A 17,653-nucleotide genomic window follows, 5' to 3' on the forward strand; every position below is an offset into this window, starting at 1 on the left:
CATGGCTGCACGAACCCCATCTCTTAGCGATGAACCGAAACGCACGATAGCGACGAACGCAAACAAGCGCCGCCGGAACCGTCGTGTCGGGGAGAGTTCGAATAAGCGCGCGCCAACGCGCTGTCAAGCAAGCGGTTCCATTGGCGCGGGCACGTCTCGGCGCATCGCGAGCCAGCGGCGGAACGAGACGACCGTCCAGATGATTTCGACCACCCCGAACGGCCACGCACCCTGCAGGAAGCCGTAGACCGAGCCGAGCACGCACCCGAACGCGAAGCCCAGCGTCCACCAGTGCGACCCGGCCTCCTTGGCGTAGCATAGCAGGGTGAACGAGACTGCGGCTAGGCCGAATAGAGAGAGGGAGTCCATTTGCGGCCCTGTGCCCTGAATGGCGCGACAATGCCAATGTCAGGCCTGACCTTATAACTACTCCTCGCATGTCAATCTCTAGTGGGACCGACCAAGCACACATCGCCGCCCCGATTGCACAAACCCATCAGATGGGTTATTTGTAGTAATGGTTGTGGTTCATCGCGCTCTCGGATTTCGGTTCGTGATCTACACCCTGGATCACGAACCCGCGCACGTTCACATCACCGGCGCAGGACAGGCGAAGATCAATCTGCTCAGTGCCGATGGCAAGCCGGAGATGGTCCAGAGCATCGGCATCAAGCGCGCCGACCTGCGCCGCCTGATGGCTGAAGCGATGGAGCATCAGGCGCACTTTCTCGCGGCATGGGAGACGATACATGGCTCAAAAGACTGACCCCCAGCTTGAAGCGCAGTTCGACGCGGCGGAAGCGCGTGGGCAGGACTTGATGAAAAACGCGGTGCGGGCGGCAGAAGCCCGGTACGATCACGCAACCGGGCGCGTGACGCTCGAACTGACCAACGGCTGCGCCTATGCCTTCCCGGCCCAACTCGTCCAGGATTTGAATGGCGCGACCGACGATCAGCTTGCCGACGTCGAAGTCGACGGTCTGGGGTTCAATCTCCATTGGCCGGCTCTCGATGCCGATCTCTACGTACCGGCGCTGGTGTCGGGCCTGTTCGGTACGCGTGACTGGATGACGCGTGAGTTGGCTCGACATGCGGGTCAGGCGACATCGCCCGCCAAGGCCGCAGCAGCACGGGCGAATGGCGCGAAGGGCGGACGCCCCCGCAAAGCCGCGTAAAGCCCGATTACTTCCGCCCGAACAGCTTCTCGATATCGCCGTGTGCGAGTTTTACCCAGGTGGGGCGGCCGTGGTTGCATTGGCCGGAATGGGGGGTGACTTCCATTTCTCGGAGCAGCGCGTTCATTTCCGTTACCGACAATATGCGGCCGGCGCGGACGGAGCCGTGGCAAGCCATAGTGCCGGCTACTGCGTCTAGGCGCTCTTTTAGGGAGAGGGCTTCGTCGAAGGCGGCGAGTTCGTCGGCTAGGTCGGTGACGAGGCCTTTGGGGTCGCTTTGGCCGAGCAAGGCTGGGGTAGCGCGGACCAGCATGGCGTGGGGTCCGAAGCGTTCGAGATCGAGGCCGAATTCGGAGAGTTCTTCGGCGCGGGATTCGAGACGGTCGCAGGCGGATTCGTCGAGTTCGACGACTTCGGGGATCAGGAGGGCCTGGCTTGCTATGGTGCCGCCGATCAGGGCTGCGCGCATGCGTTCGAGGACGAGGCGTTCGTGGGCGGCGTGCTGGTCGACGAGGACGAGGCCGTCTTCGGCTTCGGCGACTATGTAGGTTTTCGCGACCTGGCCGCGGGCTACGCCCATGGGGAAGGCTGTGGTCTGCGGTGGGGGTGCCCAGGCGGGTTCGGCTCTTGCCTGTGGAGGTGACGCGAAGAAGGTTGGGCGGAAATCGTTTACCGAGCCATAGTGGCGGTTTTCTAGCGCTAGTCTTTGGGGCGTGCCCTCACCTTCCCATCCGCTTTGCGGACGGGCCCCTTCCTCTCCCCCGGGGGGAGAGGAGAAGTTTTCAGGTTGCCACATGGAAAGGGCGGACTCGCTGGCGCGTTGACTTCTGTGGCCGGCGGCGTCGAGCGCTCGGCGTAAGCCCGAGACTATGAGGCCTCTGATCATTGCGGGGTCGCGGAAACGGACTTCGGTCTTGGCGGGGTGGACGTTGACGTCGACCTGATCGGTGGGGATGTCGAGGAACAGCGCCACCACGGCGTGGCGGTCGCGGGGGAGCATCTCGGCATAGGCGCCGCGGATCGCGCCCATCAGCAGGCGGTCCTTTACGGGCCGTCCGTTGACGAACAGATACTGGTGGTCGGCGATGCCGCGATTGTAGGTTGGCAGGCTGGCGACGCCGCCGAGCACCAAGCCCTCACGTTCGAGGTCGATCGCGACCGAATTGTCGGCGAGCGCGCGATCGGTGAGCGTCGCCACCCTGCCCGGCCGATCCTCGACCTGCATCGCCGACAGCGCGCGGCGGCCGTCATGCTCCAGCGTGAAGCCGATGTCGGGCCGCGCCATCGCGAGCCGGCGGACGACGTCGAGGCAGGCGGCGTACTCCGCGCGGGGGGAGCGGAGGAACTTGCGGCGGGCGGGGACGCGGGCGAACAGGTCCTCGACCACCACCCGCGTACCGGGCGGGAGCGCGGCGGGGCCTTCGCGCTCGACACGGCCATTGTCGACGGTCCGCGCCCAGCCTTCGGCGCCGCGAATCCGGCTCTCGATCGTCAGCCGTGCGACGCTCGCGATCGAGGGCAACGCCTCACCGCGAAAGCCCAACGTCACGACCGATTCGATAAACTCGTCGGGCAGCTTCGAGGTGGCATGCCGTTCGAGCGCCAGCGCCATGTCCGCAGGGGTCATGCCGCAGCCGTCATCGGCCACTTCGATCCGCGAAGTGCCTCCTTCGACAAGGATAATCGCGATACGCCCCGCGCCTGCGTCGATCGCGTTTTCGACTAACTCCTTCAACGCGCTGGCGGGTCTTTCCACCACTTCACCGGCGGCGATGCGATTGACCAGATGCTCGGGGAGACGCCGTATTGACATGGGTTTGCGTCTAGACCAAGCGACGGCATCCCGCGACCCGCAAACGCCACTTAATATAGTATAGGCACCCGGTGCTCGAAACCACCGGCGGGCTCCGCGAGATGATGTGTGTGCGCATGTTTTGCTGGCGGTCCGCCCGTCCGGCGGACAGGATTACGGGACCCTGATTGAATGGCCTTCTACTCGCGTTTCTTCAAGTTCATGTCGCACGACATGGCGATCGACCTCGGCACCGCGAACACCGTCGTCTACGTCCGTGGCCGCGGCATCGTCCTGAACGAGCCGTCGGTGGTCGCGGTCGAGACGATCAACGGGATCAAGCGCGTCAAGGCGGTCGGTGACGACGCCAAGATGATGATGGGCAAGACGCCGGGCAACATCGAGGCGATCCGGCCTTTGCGCGACGGCGTGATCGCGGACATCGACGTCGCCGAGCAGATGATCAAGTATTTCATCCAGAAGGTGCACGGTCCGCGCAAGTTCGCGCGCTGGCCTGAGATCGTGATCTGCGTGCCGTCGGGCTCCACCAAGGTCGAGCGCCGCGCGATCCGCGATGCAGCCTCGAACGCGGGTGCGTCGCAGGTCTGGCTGATCGAGGAGCCGATGGCGGCGGCGATCGGCGCGGACATGCCGGTCACCGAGCCGATCGGCTCGATGGTCGTCGACATCGGCGGCGGCACGACCGAAGTCGCGGTGCTGAGCTTGCGTGGGCTCGCCTACACGACGTCGGTGCGCGTCGGCGGCGACAAGATGGACGAGGCGATCGTCTCGTACGTGCGCCGCAACCATAATTTGCTGATCGGCGAAGCGACCGCGGAGCGGATCAAGAAGGAGGTCGGCATCGCCAAGCCGCCGGTCGACGGCATCGGCATGATCATTCAGATCAAGGGTCGCGATCTCGTCAACGGCGTGCCCAAGGAGATCCAGATCAACCAGGGCCAGATCGCCGAGGCGCTCAGCGAGCCGGTCGCGACGATCGTCGAGGGCGTCCGTGTCGCGCTCGAGAACACCGCGCCGGAACTGGCCGCGGACATCGTCGACCAGGGCATCGTGCTGACCGGCGGCGGCGCGTTGCTGCAGGGGCTCGACGAGGTGCTGCGCGACGAGACCGGCCTACCGGTGACGGTTGCCGAGGACCCGCTGACCTGCGTCGCGCTGGGCACTGGTCGTGCGTTGGAGGACCCGCTGTTCCGCGGTGTCCTGATGAGCGGCTAAAGGGTTGGTTTTGCTGTAAGACACACGGATATGAAATCGCGCCGTTCGAGTCGTGGGGATCGCCGCCTGCGCCTCGGCGACGCCAGAGGACAGGGGGACAGGCGCATGGCGCCAGCCCGCGACCGGCGCACGGGGTTTTCCCGGCGTCGACAATATAGTGTGTTCCTAGGCTATGTGCTCGCCGTCGCCGGAGCGGTGGTGGGCCTGGTGCTGCTCGTCGCGTCCACCTTCAATCCACCTGCGTTTTCGGCACTCCGGATGGGCGTCGCCGGCGTCACCACGCCGGTCTCTACGGGGTTCGCTGCGGTCGGGTCGTCGATCTTGGGCATCCCCGGTGCGATCGGCAATTACTTCTTCGTGAAGCAGGAGAACGTCGCGCTTCGGGCGGACCGCGAGCGGACCCGTGCGCTGCTGATGCGGGCGAGGACAATCGCCTATGACAATCGTCGATTACGCAACCTCCTGGCGATCCGCGAACGTTCGCCGGAGCCGGTGGTCACTGCCCGCCTCGTGAGTTCGAGCGCGTCGAGCGGGCGGCGTTATGCCCTGCTCAACGCCGGCCGGTGGAGCGGCGTGAAGCCTGGCATGCCGGTACGCGGTCCCGATGGCCTAATCGGGCGGGTCGTCGAGACCGGGCCAAACGCGGCGCGCGTGCTGTTGCTGAGCGACGGCGACAGCATCGTCCCCGTCCGCCGCACCCGCGATGGCCTGCCCGCGATCGCGGCGGGGCGCGGCGACGGGATGATCGACATCCGCTCGGTCAACGCGACCAACGTCCGCTTCAACGCGGGCGACATCTTCGTCACGACCGGCACCGGCGGCATCTACGGCCCCGGCGTGCCGGTCGCGCGCGTCACCAAGGCCGGCTCGGATTCGGTGATGGCGCGCACCTTCGCCGATCCCGACACGCTCGATTTCGCGCTGGTCGAGAAGGTGTTCATGCCGGTCCCGCCGCCGCGCCCGATCGCCCCGCAGTGAGCGTGCCGCGATGAGCCGCCCCCGCGTCGTCGACAGCGTCGACTACAAGCCGTTCGAGACCAAGCTGCCCGCCAGCCGCGCGCGGGCCATCCCTTGGGCGACGGTCATGGCCGGATCGCTGGTCACGATCATCCCGGTGGTCGCGACGATCCCGCTGCTGCCGCCGTTCGGGTTCGTCATGCTGCTGGCGTGGCGGCTGCTCGCGCGGTTCGCGTTCCGGCCCTGGGCGGCGGCACCACTCGGGCTGTTCGACGATCTGGTCAGCGGCCAGCCGCTCGGCAGCGCGGTGCTGATGTGGTCGCTCGCGTTCGTCGCGATCGACATGCTCGAACAGCGCCTGGCGTTCCGCGATTATTGGCAGGACTGGCTGATCGCGAGCGGCCTGATCGCGGCATGCATCCTGGGCGGGCGGTTCATCGCGGTACCGGTCGGCGCGCATGTCGATACCGTGCTGATCGCGCAGATCGTCGTCACGATGCTCTGCTTCCCGCTCGCCGCGCGGATCGTCGCGTTCATCCAGAACAAGCGGGGCGGCGAGTGAGGAACACCCCGCGGATCGTCACCGAGATGTCGCAGGCGTACACCTTCTCCAGGCGTGCGTGGATGCTGGGCGCGGCGCAGGGCGCGGTCGGGCTCATGCTCGCCGGCCGGATGGCGTGGCTGTCGGTCGCGCAGAACGAGCGCTACACGATGTTGTCCGAGAGCAACCGCGTCAACATGACGCTGCTGCCGCCCCGCCGCGGCTGGATCGTCGACCGCCACGGCGTACCGATCGCCAACAACCGCACCGATTTCCGCGTCGACATCATTCCCGATCGCCTCCGCGACAAGGAGCGCGTGCTGCCGCTGCTCGGCCGCATCCTCCAGCTGCCGCCCGAGGAAGTCGAGCGGATCGCGATCGACCTTGAGCACGCAGCGGGCTTCCAGCCGGTCCAGGTCGCCGAGAATCTCGACTGGGAGCGGTTTGCCGCGGTCAGCGTCCGCCTGCCCGAACTGCCGGGCGTCGCCCCCACCCGCGGGTTCGCGCGCAGTTACCCGGCGGGCGCCGCGGTCGCGCATCTGACCGGCTATGTCGGCGTGCCGAACGCCGAGCAGTATAAGAAGACGCGCGACCCGCTGCTCGTGACGCCCGGCTTCAAGCTCGGCAAGGACGGTCTGGAGAAGATGCTCGAGCCCGAACTGCGCGGCATCGCTGGGGCCAAGCGCGTCGAGGTTACCGCGCGCGGCAAGCTGGTCGCCGAGCTCGCCACCAAGCCCGACGTGCCCGGCAAGACCGCGCGGCTGACGATCGACGTGGGGCTTCAGGAATATGCCGCGCGGCGGCTCGGCACCAACTCCGGATCGGTCGTGGTGATCGACACCCGCACCGGCGAGATGCTCGCGATGGTGTCGATGCCGGCCTATGATCCGAACAGCTTTTCGGACGGGATCAGCCATCTCGAATGGCAGATGCTGAGCGACGACGATCACGTCCCGCTAATGAACAAGGTCACGCAGGGGCTGTATCCGCCGGGGTCGACCGTCAAGCCGATGAACGGCCTCGCGCTGATGAACGCGGGCGTCGATCCGTCGACCCGCATCAATTGTTCGGGCGCAATGCGGCTCGGGACCAGCGTGTTCCATTGCCACAAGAAGAGCGGCCACGGTCCGCTCGACCTCAAGAACGCGATCATGCAGAGCTGCGACATCTATTTCTATGAGATGGCGCGCCGGGTCGGCTACAACGCGATCGCGCCGGTCGCGCGCGTGCTGGGGCTTGGTCAGAAGTTCGACCTGCCCTTCTCGACGCAGCGCTACGGCACGGTCCCCGATCCGGCGTGGAAGCTGAAGAAGTACAAGCACGACTGGACCGTCGCGGACTCGCTGAACGCGTCGATCGGCCAGGGCTATGTGCTCGCCAACCCGTTGCAGCTCGCGGTGATGGCGGCGCGGCTCGCGTCGGGGCGGGCGTTGCAGCCGAGCATCCTGGCGAACCACGTCCACCGCGACTCCCCTGCCCTCGCGATCGATTCCGAGCATCTCGCGCGCGTCCGCGACGCGATGTTCGGCGTGATCAACCAGGGCGGCACCGGCGGCGCGGCCAAGCTGCTCATTCCCGGCGTCGCGATCGCGGGCAAGACCGGCACCGCGCAGGTCCGCCGCATCACGATGGCGGAACGGCGCTCGGGCGTGCTGAAGAATGGCCAGCTGCCGTTCAAGATGCGCGACCACGCGCTGTTCATCGGTTTCGCGCCCGCCGATAATCCGCGCTATGCGCTGGCGGTCGTGCTGGAGCATAACGGCCACACCGTGCGCAACCTCGACACGCCGATGATCGCCCGCGACATCATGACCTATATGCTCGACCGCGACCGTGCGCTGAAATCGCTCGCCGAGGTCGAACCGACCTGGGGCGGCGATATCCGCACGCGCATGGCCGCGACCGCGGAGACGTACCGCAAGGCGCAGTCCGCCCCGCCCGCGGCGATCGCCACCAAGACCGACGCGATCGTGCCCAGCGACGCGCCCGCGGTGGTCAACGCCACCGACATGGCCAACGCGACGCAGGAGGCGCTCACCACGCCCGGCAGCACGGTCGCCGAGGACGATACGCGGGAACGCCAGCAATGATCCCGGATCGAATGAATCCCGACCGAATGACTCCCATCAGGCGCACGCGATGAACCGTATCGTCCCCGAACCGCTCGCCAAGCTTCCCTGGCTGGTGATCATCCTCGTCATCGCGATCGGCTGTTTCGGGCAGATCGTGCTGTATTCGGCGGCGGGCGGATCGCTGCGGCCCTGGGCGCTGTCGCAGGGCATCCGCTTCTTCGTGCTGCTCGCCGGGGCGATGGGGCTGTCCTACATCCCCGAGCGCACGTGGAAGGCCGTCGCGCTGCCCGCCTATGCGCTGATCGTGCTGTCGCTGATCGCGGTCGAGATCCTCGGCAAGGTTTCGGGCGGGTCGCAGCGCTGGCTCGACCTCGGCTTCATCCGCCTCCAGCCGTCCGAGTTCATGAAGCCCGCGATCGTGCTGGCGGCGGCGAAATTCTACGACATGCTCCCACCCGGCGAGACGCGCCGGTTCGGCGGGATCTGGCCCGCCGCGCTGCTGATCGCCGTTCCCGCGGCGATCGTGATGAAACAGCCCGATCTCGGCACCGCGCTCATGATCTGCTCGGGCGGCGCGACCGTCATGTTCCTCGCGGGCGTGCCCCTGCGGCTGTTCATGGGCGGCGCGATCGCGGCCGCGATCGCGATCCCGCTCTCGATCAATTTCCTGCTGCACGATTATCAGCGCAACCGCATCCTGATCTTTCTCGATCCCGAGAGCGACCCGCTCGGCACCGGCTATCACATCAGCCAGTCGAAGATCGCGATCGGCTCGGGCGGGATCTGGGGCAAGGGCTTCCTCCAGGGCACGCAGAGCCATCTCGACTACCTCCCCGAAGGCCATACCGACTTCGTCTTCGCGACGATGGCGGAGGAATGGGGGCTCGTCGGCGGGTGCCTGCTGATCCTCGCCTTCCTGCTGGTGATCCGCTGGGGGATCGAGGTCGGCCAGCGCGCCAACAGCCGCTTCGCCAGGCTGACCGCGGCCGGCCTCGCCACCACGATCTTCTTCTACGTCGCGATCAACCTGATGATGGTGATGGGCCTTGCGCCGGTCGTCGGCATCCCGTTGCCGCTGGTGAGCTTCGGCAGTTCGGCGCAGATGACCGTGCTGCTGTGCCTCGGCATCCTGATGTCGATCGACCGCCAGAACCGCAAGACGGTCGGCTGGTAGGCCGGATAATTCGGCTTATTTCGCGAAAAAACGGCTCGATCGACGAAAACGGACTCGGATCGACGAAAAGGGGGTTGCGGCCTCCGATGAGTCTGCTAACAGCGCGCCTCCAGCAGCGGGGCGCCACACCAGGGCGCCACTCAAAACCGCCCCGGAATGGACGCATAGCTCAGTTGGTAGAGCAGCTGACTCTTAATCAGCGGGTCCTTGGTTCGAGCCCAAGTGCGTCCACCATCTTTTCAATGACTTAGCGGCCCTTTGATTGGGCAGCTCCGAGATCAGGTAGCAAATAGGTAGCAGGCTGATTTCAGGCGCAAGGGTACCACCCTTTTTTCCGACTAATGCCCGCGCCTATCTCAATCCCCTCTGCGGGATCACATCATATTTTTCGGTGTTTTTGGGTTCTATAAATCTCCCAAGGGCGACACGTCCTTTCTCGCTAGCTTGCTAACGGGTAGGCTTACGCCTTCAGTTTCAGGGAAGAGCTAGTGGCACTCGAATTCATACCGACCCGGACGGACCAAGCCCGCTACCCTGCGATCCAAGCCGCGATCACGGCCCTCCAACTCAACGCTGCCGATCTGGGCATCGAAAACGGGGTACTCTACTATGGTTGGCCCAAGTTTCAGGATTATGAGGCCGTCGGCCACCCTGTTGACCTAGCCCTGCTCAGCGAGCGGACAGGCTTGTTGCTCATTCGCTACCTTAGCAACCCGACTCCGATTATCATGGTCGAGGCCGACGATAGCATCGCGCAAGCGGCGGCGACCGCTGAGGCGCAAATGCTGAAAAGCGCAGCGCTTCGCGGCAAGAACCGCAAGCTCAGCTTCGATGTCACACCGGTGGTTTACGCGCCGGGTTTTGATGGTCTACCGCTGCAACAGTCCGAGCTAGCCAGCTCGGAACCCGGCCTTCTCAATCTCGTAAAGGGCATTGAAAATCAACGGTTACAAGCGCGCGCGATCGACGAAGCGCGTTCCATCCTTGAGGGGGCCAAGGCGCTAAGCCGCCCCAGTCGCCGGCATATTGAAAACCCAGATACGAAGCCAGCAGCAGTTGCGTTCGCCAAGCTGGAGCAGGAGATACATAAATTTGATGCGCAACAACGTCACGTCGCGCTGACCAGCCTTCCATGTCCTCAAAGAATACGCGGACTTGCCGGCTCGGGTAAAACGGTCATCCTCGCCATGAAAGCAGCATTGGCCCATATTGAGAACCCAGAAGCTCGCATTCTTGTAACCTATTACACCCGAAGCCTACGCGACCATCTGACGCGCTCTATAACGCGATTTTACCGGCATTTCGCGGAGGGTGAACCTGATTGGAGCAGGATCGATATACAACATGGTTGGGGCCAGAAGAATTTGCCGGGCGTTTATCGCGAAGCAGCCCTGCGCGCTGGCATCTCTCCCATTCCGTTCGGCGAAGTTCAAGGAAAACGGAATCCGTTTGATTACGTTTGCAAGGCATTAGTCGCGACCGGCAGAATCGTTCCTTTCTATGATCTGGTTCTTATTGACGAAGGTCAGGATTTTCCGGAGGGCTTCTATCAAATGTGCTTTTTTCTTGACGAGAGGGCCAAGAGATTCAAAGCAGATCATTTGGGCGTATGACGAACTACAGGATATTTTTGATGTAAGGGTTCGCACGCCCGAAGAGCTTTTCGGCATTGATGGAGACGGCCGTCCCAGAATATCGCTGCGTCGATCAGTACCTGCAACAGCGGAGACGAACGACTTCGTACTCCCGAAATGCTACCGAAATCAACGAGACATACTTGTGTTGGCGCACGCAATTGGATTTGGCATCTATAGCGAGAAGCCGGTTCAGATGCTGCAGAATGGCGCCCACTGGGAAGACGTAGGCTATGAGGTATTGGCAGGCAATTTTCAACCTGGCTCTCCTACCGTCATCCGACGTCCCGACCGCAACAGTCCTGCAATACTTACCGCCCCGGCTGGTCTTCCAAGTGTCGAGGGCGTGCACAAAGCTAATCTTACTGAGGAAGTCGACTATTGCGTAGCCGAGTTTCAACGGTTCATCGCTTCCGGCCTTGAGCCGCACGAGCTCATGGCCATTGCTATCGATGACAGAGCGGCAAAGGTTTATCTTTCAGAGCTAGGGGCCAAGCTCGCTGCCGTAGGAATTCAGTCGAACAATATAATCGCCGACAGGTTCAGCGAGCCCCCATTTATGATTGAGGGGAAGGTTACGCTTTCGACAGTCTACCGGGCAAAAGGCAACGAGGCGGCGGTAGTTGCCGTATTAGGTTGCGACGGCGTGCCATTGCGCAGTCGCACTGGGCGAAACCGCCTTTTTACAGCATTCACCCGGACAAAAGGGTGGCTTCGTGTAACCGGTCAGGGAGAAAAGTTCATCCCCCTACTTCGCGAAATGAATCAAGCTATGGCGAATGCGCCCGAGCTACGTTTTACAATGCCCGACCCGTTGGAAATCGAGACCATTCAGCGCGATCTCGCCGAACGCGACGCGCGGCTTCTGCGAGCCCGAGAGGAGATGAACAAGGTTAAGGACGAGCTAGGCCTCACCGATGATGACCTTGTCGATATCCTTGGACAGCCTCGCAATGCGCGGTGAAGATTTTCGGCGTCGGATTGTTCAAGCAGTCGACCTAGTACATCATAATTTGAAACTAACAAGGACGGTTTCTTCAACTTTATCTTTGCCAGTTAACAGAGATTTCAACGAGGTAGCCTTAAATATGGAGTCTACCTACTCCCAAATATACCGCGCTGCGGTTTCGCTATCTCAGTATAATGTGATGTTAAATGATTACGCGGTATTTCAGTTTAGTTGGGATAGCGAAACCTCTTGGAGACTCGCGTATCTACCAAATCCATGGTTGTCTGGCGTTGATGTGGCGCAAAAAACTGTGTCTGATTGGGAGACGTTAGAATCTCTCGGCGAGCTGGACAACGAAGAAGTGACAAGCCTGCTAGACGAACTGCCTTACTATGGTTCAATCCCACCATTGCGCTTCGAATATTCTGTCGCTCAGTATCGCGAGATATCACACCCGGCAGCCCACCTGCATATTGGGCGACACACTGACAATAGATGGGCGCTGTCTAGACCACTAGATCCGCTGACGTTTATCATGATAGTATTACGTCTTTATTATCCAGCGGAGTGGAATCCTCTTAGCTCTTTCCATGGTGGCCGGGAGGAGGAATGCCTAGATCGACGATTAGCTACAGAACTTGGTCGCATACACCTTGTTCATGAATTCTCAGAGATTGAACGCCGCTCCCTTCATTTTGCTTCGCAGTAAGCTGCAATTACTACGGCAAAGGCTAGCACATCGTTGACTCATGTGCGGCAGGCAATGAGTATAGTTCAAGCGGCGTAACGTCCGTCTTTTAGCCGGCGTGCCATGCCGAGGCCAGCGAGAGCATCAAGCACTGGGCGAACGGTAGCCGCCCGCTTGCCCCTGAAGCTGCGCGCAATCTCCTGCGCTGCCAACGGCGTGGCGGCGGCGGCGAGGACCTGCTGTACCGCACCGACCTGCTCGGGCAAAGTCGCGGGCCATAGAATGATGTTGTCTTGTGCAGCAGCGGCGCTCTCACCCAGATCGAATGCCCCAGAGATCGGCGCCCGGTAGCCGGGGTCCTGAAATTCAGGTCGCAAATACCGGATCAACCCGCGCGTCTCTTCGGCGGCGCGTTCGGCGTTCAGCGCGACTAGCCGAGTGAGGATCGTCTCGTCGTCGAGCGTGCCCGCGCGTTGTGCCTCACCCCAGCCATACGCGTCCGCGACACCGTCATCGATCGCATCGTGATGCTTACGGATCAGCGTTACCAGCCCGCGATCATGAACGTCGCGGTCCTTATCGGTCAGCGCGGGCCCGCCGCGGTCCGCTGCGTGCAACGCCTCCAATACATTGTAGAGCTTTGTCAGCGTCAAGTCGGGATGCTCAGTAAGCACGCGCTTGCGCAACGCATCGAGAGCCTCGGCCTCGGCGCGGACCCGTGCCTTTAGCAGTTCGGGCACGTCGGCAGGGAAGGGAAAGGGGTCGAAGCACCGGGTCTTATTGTAGCGTGGGTCGTTCCCGACACCTAGACGCCCACCTGCCGCAAGTGCCCAACAAACATGAATACTACTAGAAAGTACACCAAGCGCGAAAGCGTCGTCCAGCGCAATAGCAATAACCGTTTGATCGGGCAGTGTTGGCATTTCAACAAACTGGAACGTTCGTCTTTTAGAGGTCTCACTTGTACCTATGTAGCGAGATATGCCGCTGAGTGATAAGCGAAGATCTGTGTTTCGCCGTCCAAATTTCCACCACATACTCCGTCTAGCCTGATCCCGATCTTGATCGCGAAACGGCTTCACGAGATTGACCAATCGCTGATAAATATTTGGATGGTCCCGAAGCAAATCGGTATCATTCAGGTGGTCGACATCGATAATCTTTATATTCCTAGCTCTACCTGTCAGATCCCGTCCACTAACGTAGTTCTTTATCAGAAAAGCATCATCTGAAGACTCAAAAATCTTTTGTTCGGTAAGTGGCAGCAAAAACCCGTCACCCAAAAATATAATACCTTTTGCCGACAATCGGTCATTTGCCTTCAACGCGTAGGCATCCGAAACTGCAGCACCGACACGCAAATCAGCACCTATCATTCCGACTTGCTGCGCAAACGCGATGTGCTCGGGCGCCTCTCGTTCATTTATTACATCAAACAGCGCCCCTTCGGACTCGCCTAACTCGACTACCGTCATCCCGATCCGTACGGCTGCTCCTTCCTTTTCATCAATCCACGGATGGTTTGGAATCGCGAAGCGAATAGATACCCGGTCCTTGGCGGTAAGATGTGGAACAATGACGCGGCGGCTAAATAACTGCGTGATGGAATTTGTGGTGACAAACCCAAAGCGACGAGTTCCGCCCTTGCGCACAGCAAGCGCGGCCCTGTCCCACCAATGCATGACGAAATCAGCGCTTTCTGGGACGTTCGTCGAGCGGAACAGCGCTTCGAAATAGCCGTTACCGAGCCGCGGCCGAATGTCATTGCCGCCTATGAATGGCGGATTTCCGATAATGAAATGCGCCTTGGGCCATGTCGCCGCCTTCGCCTTGACGTAATGATAAACCTCCACCCGCGCGGCTTCGTCGGGCACTGGCTTTCCCGTCACTGGGTGGATCTTCATCGTCTCGCCGTCCCAGCGCTTAACGGGCGCCCCAGTCTCGTCGCGCTCGAGCACCCGCGCGTCCCAGTCCATCAGCGCGTCGCGATTCTCGATCGTGCGGATGTCGCGCAAGATCGGTTCGGGCGGCGGGCTGGTTTTCCCGTTCACCCGAAAATGCCATTGCAGGTAGCCAATCCACAGCACCAGCTGCGCGATCGCTGCCGCGCGCGGGTTAATTTCGATTCCCAGAAAATTCTCAGGGGTAACGGTGTGGCCAGTTAGTTCGGCGACATATTGCGTGTCACCTAGGTCCATCAGCAGGTCGAGGACCTCGCCTTCCAGCTCCTTCATCCGCGCCATGGCAACGTAAAGGAAATTACCGGTGCCGCACGCTGGATCAAGTACGCGGGTAGCGGCAAGGCGGCCATGAAACGCCTCGACCGTGTGGAGAGCTTCGCCGGACTTGCCCTGATCAATCAATTCAGCGGCGGCGACGCGTATGCCCGCCCAGTCGGCGCGGAGCGGCTCGATAATGGTAGGGCCTACAAGGCGCTCAACATAAGCGCGCGGAGTGTAATGCGCGCCGAGCTTAGCACGCTCCTTGTGGCTGAGCGCGCGTTCGAGAAGCGTGCCGAAGATCGCGGGCTCGACCTCGGTCCAGTCCTTCTCTGACGCCTCGATCAGCACTAGTAACTCGTCGCGATTGAGCGGGAGGGCGGCGGTATCCTTGAACAGATAGCCGTTGAAGCGCTTGACCGGGATGCCGAGCGCGGGCGCGAACGTGCCCTTGTCCATCGCGGCCCACAGCGACGACAGTTGGTGATGGAGATGCTGGGGATGGTCTAACTGACCGCGTAGCAGTGTCTTGAAGCTGTCCTGCGGCAACAGTACGCCGGTATCTTCGGCAAACATTGTGAACAGCAGTCGCATCAGGAAGCCGCTGACTGCCTCCGCCGAATGGCCCCGCGCCTCCAACCTGCGCGAGATGGTAGCGAGCAGGTCGGCCACCTCGCGCGTGACACGTGCCGATTGAGCCGAAGGATCGAGACTCTTGGAATCGGTCCAGACCGCGGCGAGACGCGTGCGGACGTCGGGGTCGCGAAGATCCTCTAGCATTATGCGGTAGCGCGACCGATCGGGAAACTGTGCGTAGGCCTTCCCGCTACCGGTGAAGTCGGCATAGACCTCGATACAGTAGCCAATGTCCGTGATCAGCAAGAACGGCGGCCAGCCGTGATCGACAGGAAGGGCCTTGGCGTAGCGCTCAGCCTGTCCTTTCGCCTGCACCATCGCCTTCGCCCAGCCCGGCGTGCCGCGACGTGCAGTGCCGCGCTTCATGCGCACAGTGGCGGTCTGCCCGAACAGGTCGAGATCATCCTCGCCACGCTCGGCTGCGGCGCGGTCGGCGTCGCTACCCTGTTTGGCTTCTAGGATGAACGCACCGCGCTTGTAGGCATCGATGCGACCGAAGCTTTTAGAGCCGTCGCCGTTGTCTTGAAACACGCGCCGCTCGAACACGTAATCGTTGTGGGCATCGTCGGCGCGACTACCATGCGGTGGCTCGACGCCGATCAGTCGGCACAGGGCGTTGATGAAGCTCTGCGTGTTCGCCAGCTCCGATCCACCGGTCTCGCGCCAGTGCTCTATAAACCGTTCGACTTCCGCGTCATGTCCCATGCCGATGTCTTAGTTACTAACCTAAGCCATAAGCAACCTGCCAGAAGGCCAACGGCCCGGCCGATTGCGTTGGGCTTCAGCGAGGGGGCGCTCCCAGGTAAACTGAGCGGAGGCTGTCCCCTCCCCATGCAATGAATCAGCATCGGTGCCGGACGATCAAAGAGAGGCCGCAGCTAACAGCCCTCTTCCAGCGCGACTGTAAAGCTCCGTGGCGGTCTCTGACATGGTAGGTCACCGATACCTCACGCGGAGTGCCTTTCGGCTTCTATGAAGCTCCTGCAGCATCGCTCGCGCCAATCATTAAGCCGGGGGCCTTACGGGGTTCCTACTACTACGGAGCAATACGGTTGATCGCGTAAAAGAAAGCCATTTATGTGCAAGTCCTTTGCCCCTTAAGAAGTTATTTTTCCTATTACTTTTTTATCTTCTTCTTCTTCAAGCCAAATGATTGATTATAGATAGATACCTATATCACTGAGTGATTATCGAGAAAGAGATCTCTAAAGGGAGGAACTTGAGATTTATATCTGGCGCCGTTTTACGGGTCCTTCGCTGTTGAGGCCTCTGAATCAACTGGTAGCCGGCGAACTATCAAGTCGGCCCCGTCGAGAGAGGCCGCAAATGTACCTGCCCCTTTCCGTCGTAGGTGACGAGCCGTGGCTTTAGCGGATGCTAAGTCGGCCGCCCCGGCGTCATGCTTCATCACGATCGACGCTCCGACCGGTAGGCGGTACCACCACGCGAGCTTTGTCTGCTGTCCGGGTTCGACACGCCACCAGAAAACTCCGTCTACCCGTTTCTCCACGCGAAACGCTCGGTTCTCCGTTCGATAGCTTCGAGCAAGGCGCGATAGCCGCTTGTACAGCGCGTCGATCGTCTCGTTCGGCCTCGGACAGATTACCTCGTGCTCGCCAAGTGGCAAATAAAACAAGCGGCCCATTCGTTTCATACTGCCAAATCCTTCAGCATGAGCCGAGGGTAATGCGAGTTACCCAGAGCGCGTTATTGTGATCTAGACACCACTGAAATCCGCCCAGACCGGCGGCGCGCATCCGAACCGCTCGGGCTTTGGACGTTTTCAAATCACGATGCGTAGCCTCTGGGTTCCACATCAACGGGCGGGCGAGGTCGAGTTGGAAGAGCTCGGATAGCTTTTCTGTCGGCTTCGATACAAGCCGCCGGACACAAACAAAGCGACCGGCACGCCGATACGATATGAAAACGTCATCCTTCAACCACTCTTCAGCGTAGAAGTATCCCTTCGGGCCAGAGAATAGACGTTTCGCCTCTTCCACGGACTTATTCTCAATCCAGTAGGCGTCAAAATTGCGCTCCGGTGGGAGAGAATAATTTAGGGCCATACGATTATCAGTGTGTAGGTTTTCGAAATTCTGCCACACAGGAAATAGTTTCAACTGTGTCATTTCGGATCTCCGGCTAGGCCAGCGAATTTCTCTAGGTCCGCCATGGTATAACGAACAGCACCACCAAGTTTCATAAATCGCGGACCCCGTTGCGACCAGCGCCAACGGTCCAATGTTCGAGGAGATAGCTTAAGATATTCAGCGGCTTCACTGTTCGTCATTAGTGGGGATTGTAGCACTTTTACATCCTTCCGTTATGTAGAAGGACCGTATTATCGCGCGTTTGGGCGCGAACCAGGGCAATCGCGTTAACCGCGCTGCACCACGCGCGATCAAAGACAATCCACGCCAACCATTGCGGGACGCCCATCGCTCTGCCATCGTCTGCACGCGTCACGGCCAAATCCGTGCGTGGGGTTTGGTATCCTCTTTGGCATTCGTCCGGTCGAGCTTCTCGGCCGGGTGCCTGCCGTGCTATGTCCAAGGCATCCGCCCAAAGGCGGCAGGGCCT

The 17,653-nt window shown here is 61.2% G+C and carries 15 protein-coding genes and 1 tRNA gene; 11 read left to right on the forward strand and 5 right to left on the reverse strand.

Annotation, left to right across the window (positions count from 1 at the left end; all coding sequences use genetic code 11):
• Positions 1–123: 123 nt before the first annotated feature.
• Complete coding sequence (locus U1737_RS03650) at positions 124–369, reverse strand: hypothetical protein (protein WP_332795671.1); 246 nt, start codon at positions 367–369, stop codon at positions 124–126.
• A gap of 184 nt (positions 370–553) precedes the next feature.
• Between U1737_RS03650 and U1737_RS03655 the strand changes: the two genes are divergently transcribed.
• Both U1737_RS03655 and U1737_RS03660 read left to right on the forward strand, forming a co-directional pair.
• Positions 554–766: a DUF4160 domain-containing protein gene (locus U1737_RS03655; protein WP_332795672.1), complete on the forward strand. Its 213-nt coding sequence runs from the start codon at positions 554–556 to the stop codon at positions 764–766.
• A complete protein-coding gene (locus U1737_RS03660; RefSeq protein WP_332795673.1) occupies positions 750–1,175 on the forward strand; it encodes a DUF2442 domain-containing protein in 426 nt (141 codons plus the stop codon). Before U1737_RS03655 ends, U1737_RS03660 begins: the two co-directional genes overlap by 17 nt.
• A gap of 7 nt (positions 1,176–1,182) precedes the next feature.
• On the opposite strand, the gene mutL is transcribed toward U1737_RS03660, so the two are convergent.
• A complete protein-coding gene (mutL, locus tag U1737_RS03665; RefSeq protein WP_332795674.1) occupies positions 1,183–2,988 on the reverse strand; it encodes a DNA mismatch repair endonuclease MutL in 1,806 nt (601 codons plus the stop codon).
• Positions 2,989–3,159: 171 nt separating this feature from the next.
• Between mutL and U1737_RS03670 the strand changes: the two genes are divergently transcribed.
• The 9 genes from U1737_RS03670 (at position 3,160) to U1737_RS03710 (ending at position 12,239) form a co-directional block, all read left to right on the forward strand.
• Positions 3,160–4,203: a rod shape-determining protein gene (locus U1737_RS03670; RefSeq protein WP_055878614.1), complete on the forward strand. Its 1,044-nt coding sequence runs from the start codon at positions 3,160–3,162 to the stop codon at positions 4,201–4,203.
• Positions 4,204–4,308: 105 nt separating this feature from the next.
• Positions 4,309–5,181 carry a rod shape-determining protein MreC gene (locus tag U1737_RS03675; protein WP_332795675.1) on the forward strand — a complete coding sequence of 291 codons (873 nt, stop codon included), beginning with the start codon at positions 4,309–4,311 and terminating at the stop codon, positions 5,179–5,181.
• A 10-nt stretch (positions 5,182–5,191) separates the two neighbouring features.
• The gene (gene mreD / locus U1737_RS03680) at positions 5,192–5,722 is read left to right on the forward strand and encodes a rod shape-determining protein MreD (protein ID WP_332795676.1); all 531 of its coding nucleotides are present in this window, start codon (positions 5,192–5,194) and stop codon (positions 5,720–5,722) included.
• 26 nt (positions 5,723–5,748) lie between these two features.
• Positions 5,749–7,791 (forward strand): penicillin-binding protein 2, encoded by a 2,043-nt coding sequence (mrdA, locus tag U1737_RS03685; protein ID WP_332796031.1) that lies wholly within the window; start codon positions 5,749–5,751, stop codon positions 7,789–7,791.
• Positions 7,792–7,840: 49 nt separating this feature from the next.
• The gene (gene rodA, locus U1737_RS03690; RefSeq protein ID WP_248521814.1) at positions 7,841–8,947 is read left to right on the forward strand and encodes a rod shape-determining protein RodA; all 1,107 of its coding nucleotides are present in this window, start codon (positions 7,841–7,843) and stop codon (positions 8,945–8,947) included.
• Positions 8,948–9,105: 158 nt separating this feature from the next.
• Positions 9,106–9,181, forward strand: a tRNA-Lys gene (locus tag U1737_RS03695).
• A gap of 254 nt (positions 9,182–9,435) precedes the next feature.
• Positions 9,436–10,560 (forward strand): DEAD/DEAH box helicase, encoded by a 1,125-nt coding sequence (locus U1737_RS03700; protein WP_332795677.1) that lies wholly within the window; start codon positions 9,436–9,438, stop codon positions 10,558–10,560.
• A gap of 166 nt (positions 10,561–10,726) precedes the next feature.
• Positions 10,727–11,545, forward strand: a complete 819-nt coding sequence (locus tag U1737_RS03705) for an ATP-binding domain-containing protein (RefSeq protein ID WP_332795678.1) — start codon at positions 10,727–10,729, stop codon at positions 11,543–11,545.
• A complete protein-coding gene (locus U1737_RS03710) occupies positions 11,535–12,239 on the forward strand; it encodes a DUF2290 domain-containing protein (protein WP_332795679.1) in 705 nt (234 codons plus the stop codon). Before U1737_RS03705 ends, U1737_RS03710 begins: the two co-directional genes overlap by 11 nt.
• Before the next feature lie 65 nt (positions 12,240–12,304).
• On the opposite strand, the gene U1737_RS03715 is transcribed toward U1737_RS03710, so the two are convergent.
• The 3 genes from U1737_RS03715 to U1737_RS20655 all read right to left on the reverse strand — a co-directional run bounded on the left by U1737_RS03715 (position 12,305) and on the right by U1737_RS20655 (position 17,363).
• Complete coding sequence (locus tag U1737_RS03715; protein ID WP_332795680.1) at positions 12,305–15,778, reverse strand: class I SAM-dependent DNA methyltransferase; 3,474 nt, start codon at positions 15,776–15,778, stop codon at positions 12,305–12,307.
• Positions 15,779–16,740: 962 nt separating this feature from the next.
• The gene (locus tag U1737_RS03720) at positions 16,741–17,202 is read right to left on the reverse strand and encodes a hypothetical protein (RefSeq protein ID WP_332795681.1); all 462 of its coding nucleotides are present in this window, start codon (positions 17,200–17,202) and stop codon (positions 16,741–16,743) included.
• Positions 17,199–17,363 (reverse strand): helix-turn-helix domain-containing protein, encoded by a 165-nt coding sequence (locus tag U1737_RS20655; protein WP_443027087.1) that lies wholly within the window; start codon positions 17,361–17,363, stop codon positions 17,199–17,201. Before U1737_RS20655 ends, U1737_RS03720 begins: the two co-directional genes overlap by 4 nt.
• Positions 17,364–17,653 lie beyond the last annotated feature (290 nt).

The organism is Sphingomonas fucosidasi, assembly GCF_036663855.1.
Taxonomy (GTDB): domain Bacteria; phylum Pseudomonadota; class Alphaproteobacteria; order Sphingomonadales; family Sphingomonadaceae; genus Sphingomonas; species Sphingomonas faeni_B.